Annotated in this window: 14 protein-coding genes; 13 read left to right on the forward strand and 1 reads right to left on the reverse strand. The window is 57.6% G+C overall.

Annotated elements, in window-relative coordinates; all coding sequences use genetic code 11:
* The first annotated feature begins 1 nt into the window (after window position 1).
* The 13 genes from ACW55A_RS11855 to ACW55A_RS11915 all read left to right on the forward strand — a co-directional run bounded on the left by ACW55A_RS11855 (window position 2) and on the right by ACW55A_RS11915 (window position 15,704).
* Window positions 2–802 (forward strand): DUF2797 domain-containing protein, encoded by an 801-nt coding sequence (locus ACW55A_RS11855; RefSeq protein WP_003368470.1) that lies wholly within the window; start codon window positions 2–4, stop codon window positions 800–802.
* A gap of 12 nt (window positions 803–814) precedes the next feature.
* Window positions 815–3,481, forward strand: a complete 2,667-nt coding sequence (pepN, locus tag ACW55A_RS11860) for an aminopeptidase N (RefSeq protein WP_498810970.1) — start codon at window positions 815–817, stop codon at window positions 3,479–3,481.
* A 394-nt stretch (window positions 3,482–3,875) separates the two neighbouring features.
* Window positions 3,876–4,529 (forward strand): YjfI family protein, encoded by a 654-nt coding sequence (locus ACW55A_RS11865; protein WP_058415876.1) that lies wholly within the window; start codon window positions 3,876–3,878, stop codon window positions 4,527–4,529.
* A gap of 26 nt (window positions 4,530–4,555) precedes the next feature.
* Window positions 4,556–5,263 carry a PspA/IM30 family protein gene (locus ACW55A_RS11870; RefSeq protein WP_498810971.1) on the forward strand — a complete coding sequence of 236 codons (708 nt, stop codon included), beginning with the start codon at window positions 4,556–4,558 and terminating at the stop codon, window positions 5,261–5,263.
* 30 nt (window positions 5,264–5,293) lie between these two features.
* The gene (locus tag ACW55A_RS11875; RefSeq protein WP_248695955.1) at window positions 5,294–5,848 is read left to right on the forward strand and encodes a rhomboid family intramembrane serine protease; all 555 of its coding nucleotides are present in this window, start codon (window positions 5,294–5,296) and stop codon (window positions 5,846–5,848) included.
* Window positions 5,849–5,932: 84 nt separating this feature from the next.
* A complete protein-coding gene (locus tag ACW55A_RS11880; RefSeq protein WP_003368476.1) occupies window positions 5,933–6,598 on the forward strand; it encodes a DUF2491 family protein in 666 nt (221 codons plus the stop codon).
* Between the two features lie 13 nt (window positions 6,599–6,611).
* Entirely contained in the window at window positions 6,612–7,037 is a 426-nt protein-coding gene (locus ACW55A_RS11885) for a DUF350 domain-containing protein (protein ID WP_455808091.1), read from the forward strand.
* A gap of 27 nt (window positions 7,038–7,064) precedes the next feature.
* Window positions 7,065–7,811 (forward strand): DUF1190 domain-containing protein, encoded by a 747-nt coding sequence (locus ACW55A_RS11890; RefSeq protein ID WP_004414143.1) that lies wholly within the window; start codon window positions 7,065–7,067, stop codon window positions 7,809–7,811.
* An 11-nt stretch (window positions 7,812–7,822) separates the two neighbouring features.
* Window positions 7,823–8,980 (forward strand): glutathionylspermidine synthase family protein, encoded by a 1,158-nt coding sequence (locus tag ACW55A_RS11895; RefSeq protein WP_065350293.1) that lies wholly within the window; start codon window positions 7,823–7,825, stop codon window positions 8,978–8,980.
* Between the two features lie 519 nt (window positions 8,981–9,499).
* Entirely contained in the window at window positions 9,500–10,855 is a 1,356-nt protein-coding gene (locus ACW55A_RS11900; protein WP_455808090.1) for a DUF1329 domain-containing protein, read from the forward strand.
* Window positions 10,856–11,088: 233 nt separating this feature from the next.
* The gene (locus tag ACW55A_RS11905) at window positions 11,089–12,135 is read left to right on the forward strand and encodes a YCF48-related protein (RefSeq protein ID WP_455808089.1); all 1,047 of its coding nucleotides are present in this window, start codon (window positions 11,089–11,091) and stop codon (window positions 12,133–12,135) included.
* A gap of 27 nt (window positions 12,136–12,162) precedes the next feature.
* Window positions 12,163–14,553: an efflux RND transporter permease subunit gene (locus ACW55A_RS11910; protein ID WP_498810972.1), complete on the forward strand. Its 2,391-nt coding sequence runs from the start codon at window positions 12,163–12,165 to the stop codon at window positions 14,551–14,553.
* 437 nt (window positions 14,554–14,990) lie between these two features.
* Window positions 14,991–15,704 carry a LuxR C-terminal-related transcriptional regulator gene (locus tag ACW55A_RS11915; RefSeq protein ID WP_498810973.1) on the forward strand — a complete coding sequence of 238 codons (714 nt, stop codon included), beginning with the start codon at window positions 14,991–14,993 and terminating at the stop codon, window positions 15,702–15,704.
* Between the two features lie 149 nt (window positions 15,705–15,853).
* Here the strand turns inward: ACW55A_RS11915 and ACW55A_RS11920 are convergent, their stop codons facing one another.
* A complete protein-coding gene (locus tag ACW55A_RS11920) occupies window positions 15,854–16,906 on the reverse strand; it encodes a fatty acid desaturase (RefSeq protein WP_455808086.1) in 1,053 nt (350 codons plus the stop codon).
* Between the last annotated feature and the right edge of the window lie 130 nt (window positions 16,907–17,036).

Below are 17,036 nucleotides of genomic sequence, written 5' to 3' on the forward strand. Positions count from 1 at the left end.
AATGTCGGCGCGTCAGGATGACACGTCGTGTGTGCAATACGCTTTTCGCCTGGGCGACACCGAGATAGCAGTCAACCCGCTGATCGGCAAGACGCTGCGTCTGGAGTTTCTCGGCGCCATTCATTGCAGTCATTGCGGGCGCAAGACCAAGTCCAGCTACAGCCAGGGTTACTGCTACCCGTGCATGCTCAAGCTGGCGCAGTGCGACCTGTGCATCATGAGCCCGGAAAAATGCCATCACGACCAGGGCACCTGCCGTGATCCGGCGTGGGGCGAGCAGTTCTGCATGACCGATCACATCGTTTACCTGGCCAATTCGTCAGGCGTGAAGGTCGGTATTACCCGCTCAACGCAGTTGCCGACCCGCTGGCTGGACCAGGGTGCAAGCCAGGCTCTGCCGATCCTGCGCGTAGCAACCCGCCAACAGTCCGGCTTCGTCGAAGACCTGCTGCGCAGCCAGGTGGCCGATCGTACCAACTGGCGTGCCTTGCTCAAGGGTGACGCTCAACCCGTCGACCTCAAGGCCATTCGCCAGGAGCTGTTCGACAGTTGCGGCGCAGGGCTGCTGGGATTGCAAGAACGATTCGGGCTGCAGGCCATCCAATTGTTACATGACGCCGAGCCTGTCGAGTTTCGTTACCCGGTCGAGGCGTATCCGACCAAGATTGTCAGCTTCAATCTGGACAAGAACCCGATTGCCGAAGGCACGCTGCTGGGGATCAAGGGCCAATACCTGATTTTCGACACCGGCGTGATCAATATTCGCAAGTACACGGCCTATCAGCTGGCCGTGCATCAGTAGAAGGATTCCAGCATGCGCACCGAACAACCGAAAATGATCTACCTGAAGGATTACCAGGCTCCCGAGTACCTCATCGATGAGACGAACCTGACCTTCGAACTGTTCGACGACCACTCGCTGGTTCACGCGCAACTGGTTATGCGCCGCAACCCCGAGCGTGGCGCAGGCCTGCCGCCGCTGGTGCTGGATGGTCAGCATCTGGAACTGGTCTCGGTCAAACTGAGCGATGTCGAGCTGAGCGCTGCGGATTATCAGTTGACCGACGATCACCTGACCCTGCACCCACAGGCTGAAAGCTTTACGGTCGACAGCACCGTGTGCATCCATCCGGAATCCAACACCGCGCTGGAAGGGCTGTACAAGTCCAGCGGCATGTTCTGCACCCAGTGCGAGGCCGAAGGCTTCCGCAAGATCACCTATTACCTCGACCGTCCTGACGTGATGAGCAAGTTCACCACCACCGTCAGCGCCGACAAGCAGGGCTTCCCGATCCTGCTGTCCAACGGTAACCCGGTGGCCAGCGGCGAAGAAGAGGGTGGTCGGCACTGGGCGACCTGGGAAGACCCGTTCATGAAACCGGCCTACCTGTTCGCGCTGGTGGCCGGTGATCTGTGGTGTATCGAAGACACGTTCACCACCATGAATGAGCGGAATGTGACCCTGCGTATCTACGTCGAGCCGGAAAACATCGACAAGTGCCAGCACGCCATGACCAGCCTGAAGAAGTCCATGCGTTGGGACGAAGAGACCTACGGTCGCGAGTACGACCTGGACATCTTCATGATTGTCGCGGTCAACGACTTCAACATGGGCGCGATGGAGAACAAGGGCCTCAACATCTTCAACTCCAGTGCCGTGCTGGCGCGTGCCGAGACGGCGACCGATGCCGCACACCAGCGTGTCGAAGCGATTGTCGCCCACGAATACTTCCACAACTGGTCGGGCAATCGCGTGACCTGCCGTGACTGGTTCCAGCTGTCGCTCAAGGAAGGCTTCACGGTGTACCGCGACGCCGGTTTCTCGGCCGACATGAACTCGGCCACGGTCAAGCGTATCCAGGACGTTGCCTACCTGCGTACCCACCAGTTCGCCGAGGACGCAGGCCCGATGGCGCACGCCGTGCGTCCGGACAGCTTCATCGAAATCTCCAACTTCTACACCCTGACCGTGTACGAGAAGGGTTCGGAAGTGGTCGGCATGCTTCACACCCTGCTGGGTGCTGAAGGCTTCCGCAAGGGCAGCGATCTGTATTTCGAACGCCACGATGGCCAGGCCGTGACCTGTGACGACTTCATCAAGGCCATGGAAGACGCCAATGGCGTCGACCTGACCCAGTTCAAGCGCTGGTACAGCCAGGCGGGCACGCCGCGTCTGGCGGTCAGCGAGTCGTACGATGCTGCGGCCAAAACCTACAGCCTGACCTTCCGTCAGAGCTGCCCGACCACACCAGGCCAGCCTGGCGATCAGAAGCAACCTTTCGTGATCCCGGTTGAACTGGGGCTGCTGGACAGCAAGGGTGGCGAAATTGCCCTGCGTCTGGCGAACGAAACGGCGGCGACCGGCACCTCACGAGTGTTGTCGGTTACTGAAGCCGAGCAGACCTTCACCTTCGTCGATGTCGCGGAAAAGCCGCTGCCTTCGCTGCTGCGTGGCTTCTCTGCACCGGTCAAGCTGAGCTTTCCGTATGGCCGCGACCAACTGATGTTCCTGATGCAGCACGACAGCGATGGTTTCAATCGCTGGGATGCCGGTCAGCAGTTGTTGGTTCAGGTATTGCAGGAGCTGATCGGCCAGCATCAGCAAGGCCAAAAACTGGTCATGGATCAGCGTCTGATCACTGCACTGGGTACCGTGCTGGCGGATGATGACCTGGATCAGGCGATGGTCGCGGAAATGCTCTCGTTGCCGGGCGAAGCTTATCTGACCGAAATCAGTGAAGTGGCCGACGTTGATGCCATTCACGCTGCTCGCGAGTTTGCCCGTCAGCAACTGGCAGAGGGGCTGTTCGACGGGCTGCTGGCGCGCTATCAGGCCAACCGTGAAGTGTCGAAGGTCACGCCTTATGTGGCCGAAGCCGCGCACTTTGCCCGTCGTGCCCTGCAGAATATCGCGCTGTCGTACCTGATGCTCAGCGGCAAGCCGGAGGTGCTGGCAGCCACCATTGATCAGTTCGATACCAGCGACAACATGACCGAGCGCCTGACTGCGCTGGCCGTGCTGGTCAATTCACCGTTCACTGCCGAGCGCGACAAGGCGCTCGCCGTGTTTGCCGAGAACTTCAAGAGCAATGCTCTGGTCATGGATCAGTGGTTCAGCGTCCAGGCGGCGAGCACGCTGCCAGGCGGCCTGCAGCGTGTGCAGGAATTGATGAAACACCCGGCCTTCAGCATCAAGAACCCGAACAAGGTGCGTGCCCTGATCGGTGCCTTCGCCGGGCAGAACCTGGTCAACTTCCACGCGGCTGATGGCTCCGGCTACCGCTTCCTGGCGGACCTGGTGATCGAGCTGAACGCGCTGAACCCGCAGATCGCTTCTCGTCAATTGGCACCACTGACCCGCTGGCGCAAATACGACAGCGCCCGTCAGGCGCTGATGAAGGCCGAGCTGGAGCGCATCCTCGCCTCCGGCAAACTGTCGGCGGACGTGTATGAAGTGGTGAGCAAAAGCCTGGCTGAATAAGGGTTTGTGCTGTGCCTATTGCCTGAACTGCGTGGGTGATAAAGGCGCTGTCTGCTGATGCGGACAGCGCCTTTTTTGATTTGTGTGCTAATGCTCAAAGCGCTCATCGCAATGCGCCCATCTCGTGGGAGCGAGCTTGCTCGCGAAGGCGATGGTTGCAACGCCTCTGTCCGTGGATTGTACCGGCACCTTCGCGAGCAAGCCCGCTCCTGCAGAGACTGGCGTTTATCCAGTTACCAGGGTTTCAGCCATCCGGTTTTCAGAATTCATCTCGTGTTGTGTAACGACGATAAGAATTCACTCCTGAAAATCTCACATGTGATGCGTATCTATCTTCAGAAACATCTGATACGTTGCTTACCTGATTCACGGCCAGCAGCAAGGGGAAGCGCCAATGCCTCGTAAAACCCAGGGCGATAACGCAACGGTCCCGGCCAAGGTGTCCAAGAGCTCCACCGATTACATGCGTGAAATGCGCCTGCGGCTCAAGGAGGCGGGGCTGGTGAAGCGCGAATTCTGGATCCGGCCGGAAAATGTCGATGCCTTGCGGGGGATCGAAAAAGCTTTAAGACAGCCCTTTCTGGGCAACAGAATAAAACTGGAGGACTTCATGACCGAGAATACCCACTGGACCATCAGCTCTCTGCAGAAGGCACTCAGCGAACTGGAACTGGTGACGAACGGCAAGATCGAGCTTGATGTGACCGAGGGCGATGCCTCGGGAATCAGGCTGACCATGGCCGACTACGGCGACCTGCCGATCTACATCGCCGTGGAAGGCGAGCAGATTCTCGCCGATGCGACCTTGATCGAAGTGAACAAGATCAAGAACGTGCAAGCGTTCAACGACGTTGTCCTGCGCAGCCGCGACCTGTTTCCGCTGTCGTCGGTCGGCATCGAAAAGCTGGGCGGCGGTCAGGAAGTCTACTGCCTGTTCGGCGCACTGAGCGCGGCCTCTTCGCTCACTGTAATCGTGCAGGAAATCCTCACACTCGCGGACAACGTGATCCGTGCGGCCGATGCTTTTGAAGATCATTTCATCTACTGAACAGCGCTGTCAGGCGGAGAACATTCATGACTACAAGTATCTGGAAAAAACTGGTGACCGCTGTTCGTGGCGGCGCTTCCGAAGTGGGCGAGTCGATTGCCGACGCCAATGCCATCCGCATTCTGGACCAGGAAATCCGTGACGCCGAGAACGCGCTGGTCAAGGCCCGCGACGGGCTGATCACCATCAAGGCCAAGCACAAACTCTCGGCGCAGCGTCTTAAAGAACACGCCACCAGCATCGCCAACTGGGAAGGTCGCGCCCTGCAGGCCCTCGATAAGGGTGAAGAAGCGCTGGCTGTCGAATGTGCAAACAAGATTGCCGAAATCGAAGCCCTGCGTGATCAGGAGCAGGAGCTGGCCGATCAGTTCAGCAAGCAGGTCAACCTGCTGCAGGATCAGGTGATCAAGGCCGAGTCGCGAATCAAGAGCCTCAAGCAGCAGGTCGAGATGGCCAAGGCCCGTGAAACCGTGCAAAAGGCTCGCGTTGCAACGGCCACCGCAACCGGCGGTGCCAGCGGCGCCGTGGAAACCGCAGTGGGTTCGCTGGCACGTCTCAAGCAGCGTCAGGACGAACAGGATGCCAAGCTCGAAGCGGCTGAAGAACTGGCCAGCCAGTCCAGCGGCAGCGATCTGGAACGTCGTCTGCAGGATGCCGGGATCGGCGCCAAAAGCGGCGGTGCGCAGGATGTACTGGCGCGCCTGAAAGCCAAAAGTCAGACGCCGGCTCAGTAAGCGCTGCAACAAGGTGGACGAGGGTAGTGCATGGCGTTTTCCCGACGACTCAAGGTCATCCTCGTCCTCTCGGCCGTGTTGATTGCGGTACAGGCAATCAACTCGGTCACCGACAACAGTCTGGTCCATTTCGGTATCATGCCGCGCAGCCTCATCGGGTTGCGCGGCATTGTGTTTGCGCCCTTTCTGCACGGGTCGATTCAGCACTTGCTCAGCAATCTGTTGCCGTTCATTGTGCTGAGCTGGCTGGTGGCGACCGAGGGTGTCAGGCGTTATCTATGGGTCGCCGGGCTGATCTGCCTGCTGGGCGGGCTGCTGGTCTGGAGCTTCGGTCGCAGCAATATCCATGTCGGCGCAAGCGGTCTGATTTTTGGTTTGTGGGCTTATCTGCTGGCGCGTGCGTGGTATCAGCGCAGTATCGCCAGCGTGCTGATCGCGCTGCTGGTGCTGGCCACTTACAGCGGGTTGGTATTCGGCTTCGTTCCGGTGGCCGGCGTGTCGTTCGAATCACATATCGCCGGTGCAGTTGCGGGCGTTTGTGTGGCCTGGCTGATGCATTCCAGGGCATTGCTGGCGCAGAAGTGAGCCAGTCTAATGCGCGGCGGCAGTGCGCCTGTTGCACTTGAAGAGCGTTATATATCGTCACCCGTCACTGCAAGGAAATGGATTATGAGTTGGTTCAAACGGGCCATGGGCCTGGAAGCCCCCAAGGCATCAGGCCGGGACGGCGTACAACCGGTCAGCACGGTCAGTCCGCTGGGGCTGGCGTCCGGACGCATGCTGTGCCTGGACAGTTCACTGAAGCTGTTGCTCGACGGTCACTCGGAAGTGGTCGTTCCGGGCGATGAAAAGGTCTGGTCCGTAGGGCATATCGATCTCGGCCAGTCCATGGCACTGCATCGTTTTTACCTCGATAACGAGGACTATTTTCTGCAAGTGGTCAGCGACGGCCCCAATCCGGAGGACGTGCAGGACATCATCCTGTTCGGCTACTACAGCGCCGAGCCGATCACCAGCAAGGATGAATTGCTGCGCCTGACCGGGCCATCATCGAAGATCGGCCTGCCGACCTACGAGCACGATGGCGAGGTCTTCGAGCGGCAATGGGGGACTTCCCCTGGCCAGACCGAGCTGACGCCGCTCGATGAAGACATTGTCAGTCCCGACGCGACTTATCGTGTCAAGCACCTGAGCATGCTGTACGCCCGCGAAACGGGACTGATCAACCGCCGTGAGTTTCTGCTGTTTTCCGTAGAGGAAGACGAGGAGGGCAGCATCACGCTCACCACGGCGGTCGGCATAACGCTGCAATCCACTGATATCAACGTTCTTTGACAAGGAAATCCTCATGATCGACGCGCTGCGTATGTCGCTCAATGCCCCGGCCGTGTTTGGCTTCGTCCTGTACATTCTGGTGGCGGTCATCCTGTTCGCGCTGTTCCAGTTCATCTACAGCCGGATCACCCCACACAAGGAGTTTGCGCTGATTCGCGAGAACAACAGTGCCGCCGCGCTGGCGTTGGGTGGTTCGCTGATCGGTTTCGCGCTGCCGGCCAGTAACATCATCAGCTACAGCATCAGCATTCTGGACGTGATCGTCTGGGTGGTGATTGCCGCCATTGTGCAACTGCTGGCGTTCGGCGTTACCAGCCTGGTGCTCAAGGGCCTGTCGACACGCATCGCCAAGGGCGAAATGGCAGCAGCCATCTATTCGGCCAGCGTCGCGATCAGCGTCGGTCTTCTCAATGCCGCCTGCATGACCCCGTCGGTCTGACGGCAGCCTTGAACAAGGAGACTCACGATGAGACGTAGTTCAGTAAAACTGGTACTCGCCGGTGCACTGCCGCTGGCCCTTGCCGGGTGTGGCCCGTCCGAGAAAAAGGACACCGTCAACGCCAAGGCCAACTTCAGTTCGGTGCAGGAATGCGTCGATGCCAAGGTGCCGGTGAATATCTGTTCGGATGCCTACATGCAGGCGCTGTCCGATCATCGCCGCATTGCGCCGACCTATGATGACAAGGCGTCCTGCGACGCGGACTTCGTACCGGATTATTGCCAGGTCACCTCTGACGGCAAGTACATGCCCAAGCTCGGCGGCTTCGAACTGGGCTTTTCCGGGCAAGTGCCGAAAGAGGCACTGGACCGTGCCAATCAGGAAGTCAACCAGTCTGCTCCGGCAGGCATGAGTGGCACCACCGGGCTGATGGCCGGGCTGCTGATCGGCAATCTGCTCAGCAACGGCTTCGGCAATAACCGCTATTACTCGCAGCCCATCTACCAGACGCGCGATGATCGAGGCGGTTATTACAGCTCGTCGCTGCCCAGTCAGATCGATCGCGGCAAGACCTTCGGCCGTTCCACCCAGGCGCAATCCAGCCCGGATCGCAGCTACGGCAGGAGCACCCTGGGGCGCAATCTGGGCAGCTCTGGGTCCGGCTCGTCTTCGGTGTCATCGACCATCTCGCGCGGCGGCTTCGGCAGCCAGGCTTCGGCACGCAGTGGCTGGGGCGGCAAGAGCAGCAGTGGCAGCAGCAGTTTCGGAGGCTGACGGTTCGCGGCATGAAAAAGATCAGCATCGAGGAACGTCCGGACTGGCGCACGACCGCCGAACGTGAAGGCTTCAACTTTCACACTATCGACGGCGAGCGTTACTGGGACGAGCGCGGGTATTACCTGTTCAGCGAACAGCAGATTACCCGCGATCTTGAAGCGCCCACCCAGGAACTTCACCAGCTGTGCATGGACGCCGTGGCGCGCGTGGTGGACAGCGAAGCGCTGCTCCATCAACTGGCGATTCCGGAAGCGTTCTTCGACCTGATCCAGACCTCGTGGAAGGAGGGACACCCGCATCTGTACGGGCGCTTCGATTTTGCCTACGACGGTACGGGCCCGGCAAAGATGTACGAAATCAATGCCGATACGCCGACCAGTCTGATGGAAGCCGGGGCGGTGCAACTGCTCTGGCTGGAAGAGCAGATGGCGCGCGGCGTGTTGCCTGCGCATGCCACCCAGTTCAACTCGATTGCTGAGGATCTGGTTCGGGCCTTTGCCGAGTTTTCCGGCACGAGTCCGTTCTACTTTTCGGCGATGTCCGGTTCCATCGAAGACCGGGGCACTACCGATTTCCTGCGGCGTATGGCAGCACACGTCGGCATCGATGCGAGGCATATCGATATCGAAGACATCGGGCTCGGCGCTGATGGGCGTTTTGTCGATCTGGACGGGCGCTGGATCGAGCGCCTGTTCAAACTGCACGCGTGGGAGCATATCTTTCATGAGGAATTCGGCCAGCACGTGTCAGCCAGCGGCACTCAGTTTGTCGAACCCGCGTGGAAGGCGATTCTCAGCAACAAGGGGATTTTGCCGTTGTTGTGGCAGTTCAACGAAGGTCATCCGAACCTGCTGCCTGCGCATGTCGACCACGAGCCGAGCAAAGCGGTCCCCAAAGGCTGGGTGCGCAAACCCTACTTTTCCCGTGAGGGTGCCAACATTGAAATGCGTACGCCCGGCGATCAGGTCATCTCGGTCGATGGGCCTTATACCGATGCGCCCTACATTCTGCAGGCGTACTCGCCGCTTCCGCGATTTGGCGACAGCTACACGCTGATCGGCTCCTGGGTCATCGGCGATCTTGCGTCAGGGATCGGTATTCGTGAAGACGACAGCCTGATCACCAAGGACACCAGCCGCTTCCTGCCACACGTGGTTATCGACTGAGCGCTGCCTGTCGTCACACGGTGTTACTGGCTTGAAGCACGTAACACTCTTTTTGTTACCACACGTTCATATACCCGCCAATAAGCCGCCATAACGAGCGGCCTTGTTAGCATGCTGTCTGACAATCAAACAGGCGGTGTCGTTGTTTTTAATTCTGGTCATAACGCGGGAGCACGACGTTTCAGATCTGTACCTTATATAAGTTGTGATCTGTTCTTTATTGCCTGTTGGCATTCACGTTGCATTACTGTGGGCCATTCCGGGTGCCTGCTTCATGAATGTTTAACAGCGTGTTGTTCATTCTTTTTTATTTTGTGAAGTTTCCTACGGACGTATACCCGATAGACAAACTGTTCGCGGGAAGAATACGTGGGTCACTCGGTCTGCCTGTCAAACAACTGTTTATTGGCCGCGCGTCAATAACCGGTGTCGCCCCGACAAAACGCTGTTTATAGCAGAACTATTACAGGCCAGGACGCCATACATGCGTCCCGACGTGGCCATGCAAGGAGAGCCCAGATGCTCATGAAACAACTGCTGGGCGGCGCGCTGACGCTGCTGTTCGCGATCAACACCTGCCAGGCAGTCGATACCACGTTGCTCGGGAGTCGTTTGACCCCGCTGGGAGGCGAGATGGCAGGTAATGCCACGGGGACCATTCCGCCCTGGACGGGCGGAATCACCCGGCCCCCGCCCGGATACAAGGGCTCGGGCACTCGGCATGTCGACCCGTATACCGCTGACAAGCCCCTGTTCACCATCACTCACGCCAATATGCAGCACTATCGCACGCGCCTGACGCCTGGGCAGGTGGCGATGTTCGAAACCTACCCCGACAGCTACCGGATGCCGGTATACCCCACGCGACGTTCCGGATCGGCGCCGCAATGGGTGTACGACAACACCCGCCGCAATGCGCAGAAAGCCCGATTGATCGGCGGTGGCAATGGTTTTGTCGATGCCTACGGCGGCATTCCATTTCCGCTTCCGGAAAAGGGCATTCAGGCCGTGTGGAACCACATTGCCCGGTATCGCGGCCATTATGCGGTGCGACGTACTTCGGAAGTTGCGATACAGCGCGACGGCAGTTTCAAGCTGAACACGTCGCGTCAGGAAGTGCTGTTTCGCTTCTATGATCCTGCGGGCAGCTTTGCCAGTCTGGATAACGTGCTGTTTTATTACCTGTCGTTTACCCAGTGCCCGACGCGCATGGCCGGTTCTGCCGTGCTGGTCCATGAAACACTGGACCAGATTCAGGAGCCGCGGCAGGCGTGGACCTACAGTGCGCGGCAACGTCGGGTGCGCCGCGCGCCCAGTCTGGCTTACGACATGCCGATCCCAGCCTCTGAAGGCTTGCGCACGGCTGACGACACCGACATGTTCAATGGCTCGCCGGATCGTTACGACTGGAGGTTACTGGGCAAACGCGAGATTTATATTCCCTACAACAACTACCGCATTTCCAGCCCCGACATTACCTATCGGCAATTATTGCAGGTGGGTCATCTCAACCCGGCCTATACGCGCCATGAACAACATCGTGTATGGGTGGTGGAGGGCACGCTCAAACCGACCGCGCGTCATGTCTACTCAAGACGCACGCTGTACCTGGACGAGGACAGTTGGCAGGCCGCAATCGTCGATCAGTACGATGCCCGGGGGCAGTTGTGGCGCGTCTCCATGGCGTACCTGAAGAACTACTACGAACTGCCGACGACCTGGTCCGCTCTGGACGTCTTCCATGACCTGCAGGCCCGGCGTTATCACGTACAGAACCTCGACAATCAAGAGCCTGGCACCAGTGATTTCTCTCAACCGGCGCCCAGCGTGAACGCCTTCAAACCAGCGGCCTTGCGGCGCAGAAGCATTCGCTGACCGGCGTCTGGTCAATCTGCCCGATCAACCGTCGTTATGTTTCATCAATCACATTCAACACGCTTAACAAAAGATAACGACATGTCGATTGTCAGGCATTTGCAAAGCTGCCTAGGATGGCTGAGCTTCCAGACAGGTAACGCCATAGCGCTGCGGGCGTCGACATCGATACGAGTTGTCCGGCACCCGCACCCGATAACAGCCACCTGATAATAATAAGAGCGGAAAAGTCCATGCGTGAGTCCTTCCATCGTCGCACCCGGTTATGTGCGGGCATGTCCCTGGCTGTCGTTGCGTCATCCCTGTTTGCGCTGCCAGCCATGGCCGGTTCCGAGGCGCTAGCCACTGCCGTTGCTGCAGACGCTCCTATTTATGCCATCGAGTCGACCAAAGCCTCTCGCACGTTGTTGCTGGACGTCGCCCATGCGGGTGCGCGGCTGGTCGCGGTGGGTGACCATGGGCATATTCTGCTTTCCGATGATCAGGGCAAGACCTGGAGTCAGGCCCGCGTGCCTACCCGGCAGTTGTTGACGGCCGTGTTTTTTGTGGATGAACAGCACGGTTGGGCGGTCGGTCACGACGCGCAGGTACTGGCGAGCAGCGATGGCGGCAAGAGCTGGAGCAAGCAGTTCGAGGACTTGAAGCGCGAGGCTCCGCTGCTGGATGTCTGGTTCAAGGATCTCGACAACGGTTTGGCCATCGGTGCCTACGGCCTGCTGCTGAGCACGGCCGATGGCGGGCAGCACTGGGAAGATGTCAGCGACCGGCTGGACAACGAAGACCAGTACCACTTGAACGGCATCACTCAGGTCAAGGACGCCGGCCTGTTCATCGTCGGCGAAGCGGGCAGCATGTTTCGCTCCCGCGACGAGGGGCAGACCTGGGAGAAAATCGACGGCCCTTATCAAGGCTCGTTATTCGGTGTGGTCGGCACGGCTCAGCCGTCCACGCTGCTGGCCTATGGTCTGCGCGGCAATCTGTTTCGCTCCAGCGATTTTGGTGACAGCTGGCAGCCCGTCGAACTGAAGGGTGCGCGCGGGCCGATCGAGTTCGGGCTGGCAAGTGCCACGCTGCTGGCCGATGGCTCGCTGGTGCTGGTCGGCAACGGCGGCAGTGTCATGCGCAGCACCGACGACGGTGAAACATTCGCGGTCTTCAATCGACCTGATCGCATCTCGCTGGCCGGGGTCACTGGCAATTCTCAAGGCAATCTGATTTTGGTCGGGCAGGGCGGCGTTCGCCTCACCTCGCCGACGGGCGCCGATACCACCCAACAATAAGACCTTTCAGGGCGGGGATATTCAGGCATGAACACGCACCAGCACGCGCAAGATCCGGATGAAAAGGCAACCTTCCTCGAACGCCTGATTTTCAACCATCGCCCGGCAGTCATCATCCTCTGCCTGCTGGCCAGCCTCTTTCTGTTCTGGCAGGCCACGCAGGTGCGGCCTTCCACCAGTTTCGAGAAGATGATTCCGCTGTCCCATCCGTTCATCCAGAACATGATGGAACACCGCAACGATCTGGCGAATCTGGGTAACACCGTTCGTATCTCGGTAGAGGCCAAGGAGGGTGACATCTTTTCCAAACCGTACATGGAGACGCTGCGTCAGATCAGCGACGAGGTGTTCTACATTCCTGGCGTTGACCGTTCTGGCCTGAAATCGCTGTGGAGCCCGAGCGTACGCTGGACCGAAGTGACGGAGGAGGGCTTTGCCGGAGGCGAAGTGATTCCGCAGAGTTACAACGGTTCGGATGAGAGTCTGGATCTGTTGCGCAACAACATACTCAAGTCCGGACAGGTCGGGCGGTTGGTGGCCAACGATTTCAAATCCAGCATCATTGATGTGCCGTTGCAGGAGTCCTACCCGGATCCGGCAGACCAGGGCAAGTTGCTGGCGCTGGACTATCAGCAGTTCTCGCACCAGCTTGAAGAGAAGATCCGCGACAAGTATCAGGCGCAAAACCCGAACATCAGGATTCACATCGTCGGCTTCGCCAAGAAAGTCGGCGACCTCATTGATGGCCTGTTCATGGTGGTAATGTTCTTTGGCATCGCCTTTCTGATCACGCTGGTGCTGTTGATCTGGTTCACCCGCTGTCTTCGCAGCACCATCGCCGTGCTGATCACCACGTTGATTGCGTTGATCTGGCAACTTGGGCTGATGCACGTCGTGGGGTTCGGTATTGACCCGTACTCGATGCTGGTGCCGTTCCTGATCTTTGCCATCGGCATTTCCCATGGCGTGCAGAAAATCAACGGTATCGCCTTGCAATCCAGCGAGGCCGACAACGCCCTGACCGCTGCAAGGCGGACGTTTCGTCAGCTGTTTCTGCCGGGCATGATCGCGATTCTGGCCGATGCGGTCGGCTTTATCACGCTGCTGATTATCGACATCGGGGTGATTCGCGAGCTGGCCATCGGCGCTTCCATTGGTGTGGCAGTGATCGTGTTCACCAACCTGATCCTGCTGCCGGTGGCGATTTCCTACGTGGGCATCAGCAAGCGGGCGATCAATCGCAGCAAGCAGGATGCGGTGTCCGAGCATCCGTTCTGGCGCTTGCTGTCCAACTTTGCCAGCCCAAAGGTTGCGCCGGTCTCCATTGTGCTGGCGCTGCTGGCCTTCGGTGGCGGGCTCTGGTACAGCCAGAACCTGAAGATCGGCGACCTGGACCAGGGCGCGCCGGAGCTGCGTCCCGATTCACGCTACAACAAGGACAACGCGTTCATTATCAGTCATTACTCCACCAGTTCGGACGTGCTGGTGGTGATGGTCAAGACGCCACCAGAAGGTTGCTCGGCCTATCCAACCATGTCAGCGATCAACGAACTGGCCTGGAAGATGGAAAACACCCAGGGCGTGCAGTCGGCCATTTCGCTGGTGACGGTGTCGAGACAGATGATCAAGGGCATGAACGAGGGCAACCTGAAATGGGAGAGCCTGTCGCGCAACAAGGACGTGCTGAACAACTCCATTGCCCGCGCCGACGGCCTGTACAACAACACCTGTTCGCTGGCGCCCCTGCTGGTGTTCCTCAACGACCACAAGGCCGAAACCCTCGACCGGGCGGTGCATGCAGTGCAGGACTTCGCCAGGCAGAAGGACACGCCGGACCTGCAATTTCTGCTGGCCGCCGGCAATGCCGGGATCGAGGCCGCGACCAACGAGGTCATCAAGCAGTCCGAGCTGGTCATTCTGGTGCTGGTCTACCTCTGCGTGGCAGCGATGTGCATGATCACCTTCCGCTCATGGGCCGCTACGCTGTGCATCGTCCTGCCACTGGTGCTGACCTCGGTACTGGGCAACGCCCTGATGGCGTTCATGGGCATCGGCGTCAAGGTCGCGACCCTGCCGGTTGTGGCGCTGGGAGTGGGGATTGGTGTCGATTACGGCATTTACATCTACAGCCGCCTGGAAAGCTTCCTGCGCGCCGGTCTGCCGCTGCAGCAAGCCTATTACGAAACCCTTAAGTCCACCGGCAAGGCCGTGCTGTTTACTGGTCTGTGCCTGGCCATTGGCGTGTGCACCTGGATCTTCTCGGCAATCAAGTTTCAGGCCGACATGGGCCTGATGCTGACCTTCATGCTGCTGTGGAACATGTTCGGCGCACTGTGGCTGCTGCCCGCGCTGGCACGGTTTCTAATCAAGCCGGAGAAGATAGCGGGGAAGGTGGGCAATTCGCTATTTTCACATTAAGACACACATGAGGTTATCCAGCCTCTTCTTGGTGAAGTGTCTTCGCTCTGTGCCGAACGTTTCGCAACGCGCGGCTGCTTTTATTGATCGGCTTGTGTCAGGTCAAGGTTGCCTTGCCCTGTAAAAGGGGGACAGCGGGATGAGAAAAGGCGCGAAGAATAGAGTTTTTAGGGTGATAGAGTTAAAGTTTTTATGAGGCGCCTATCAGAAATATCAAGGTATTGTTCTGTGGGGTGGAGCTGTTAGTGTGCGGCTTAATAAGATGTCGTAAGAAATATTATAATCGCGCAAAGTGAGTATCAGTGTGCAGGCAAAGTGCCGGTATTCAAAGTCTGAGAGTTACTTAAGTTGCGTGAAGGGTGGGGCGTAGTTATCATGATTTGCATGGGCTTCTCACTTGAGAAGTAGCCATTTCAAATGGTTCATGGAGTAGAATGATGGCACTTTCATTGCGCAGCGATATGTTTGGCCATGAAAAAAGCACCGGCATACAAAAGCTGGAATGGGAGTTCGAACAGAGTGCAAGTGAGCGGGGTGTTCATCACTATGCCTATTTTTTTTATCATCACACGCCAGCCTTACAGCAACATGGCTTTGTTCTGGTCAGCGGTCCGGAGGCAGGGGAAAAGAACAGTCATTGTGCGGAGCGGCAGGTCGTAGCGGATACGGTTCGGGGCGTTGCTTGCTCTCAGCCACTATTTACCGGGTTACTGAACAGGCCTGTATCATCAAATGACCGTGGCGAAATGATCGACGCCGGTACCACCTCTGACGGGATGACGGCGTTCTACCTCGGCGAAGAGAAGGCATTCAGTTTACTTCGGTTTGCAAATAAAGAAGCCGGAACAGGGAATGCGCAAGGCGAGTACAGTCTTGCGACGGAGGTGAAGTCGCTGGTTCGTGAGTTTCATCATAAGTTGACGGGCCTGGTCATGGGCTTGAATGAATCGGACGAAAACTTCACTATCACGGACCGTGAAAAGGAAGTGTACATCTGGACGGCAATAGGCAAGACCTGTAATGAAATTGCCGTCATTCTAAATATATCCAAAAGAACCGTGGATTTTCACATTTCCAATGTGATCTCGAAGTTGGGTGTCCGAACCAAACTTCAGGCTTGCATACAACTGACCAAGATGGGCATTTTGTAAGGGACGGTGCTAGCCTTGACGACCGCCCTGAGTGGCAGGTCGCAAAGGCCATTAAAGCGTTGAGTGAGCCTCGGCTCTTTGTGCGCGATTCCGATACAGCGCGGGTTCGATCGGAATACTTATGGACAACCTGCAGTGGAACGCGACGGCTACCGGTTATCGCCTGTTGTTGCCTGCGTACCTTCGCGCGTCGACTGCTCGTACCGCGCCTGATGCGCAGTGTTGTGCTGAGAATGACGTTTGTTTTGCAGGCGATAAATGTTCAGTATCTGGCGTATGACCGATTGCCTGTCGCGACGACCCGAGATGATGCCACCCTTGACCTGATTGACTGCAGCATAGCTCGGGTCCTGCAGAAGAATGCAGTGCGCATTGTACAGATTCCAGTAGGGGATGCCTGCAAACAAGTGATGAGTGAGATGCAGGTTGTCTCCATGCATGCCGATAAACAGCCTCTCCCACCAGGAGGGGAAACGGTTGCGGGTGATACGCAAGGCCTCCCGTTCCTTGCCGAACAATCCAAAATGTTCAGAAACCTCTGACAGCCAACCGATGACCTGAAAAGCCGTGAGGTAAGGAACGAGCCAGAACATCAGGTAACCGTACAGGCCTGTGGTGGCGTAGAACAACGAGAATAAAACAGCGTGTACTGCGATGAGGGTCAGCGCTTTGCGAGGGGACTTGAACAGTGCGCCCAACCGATGAATGACAAGGTAACGCAGGTAGCTGAATATATTCAGGAGCAGCACGGTTTTAAGCAGATGGTTAAACATGAAGTCAAACCGATCTACGGTCGCCTGCAGTCCAGAATCGATATAGTAACGGTAGTCCGGGTCTTTGTCGGCGTCACCGAGATGATGGTGATGCAGGTGCACGTGCGAATGTCGATAAGCTTCGTAATCCTGAAAGATGGGTAAGCCGGTTAGATAGTGGCCAATGGCATAACTTAGGGAACGGCTTTGAGTCAGGGTTAAATGGGCTGCTTCATGAACAAGAGAGGCGAGTGCGCGTTGCCTTGAACCGATAATTAGCACGCTGAGGGGATAAGCATACAACGACCATTGGGTGAGTGCGACAGCGGAAGCAATGACAATAATATCCCCCGACCAACCCAGTAGCCATCGCCAGTTATTCTTTTTGTAAAGACGCATGAGTTCAAATTTGAGTGCATCGTTACAGTGAAATCTTTGGACGGTTTGCATCGTTTACCTCGACAGGTTGTGCTCTGCAATGCGTTGTTATTAGGGCGTTATATAGACTAGGAAGGTTGGGGGGGCTGCGTAAGCTGTTATTTTTCACAGGTAGACGGTTACAGGGTGTATGTGTTTTTTT

The sequence above is a fragment of the Plantibacter cousiniae (nom. nud.) genome (assembly GCF_977070315.1).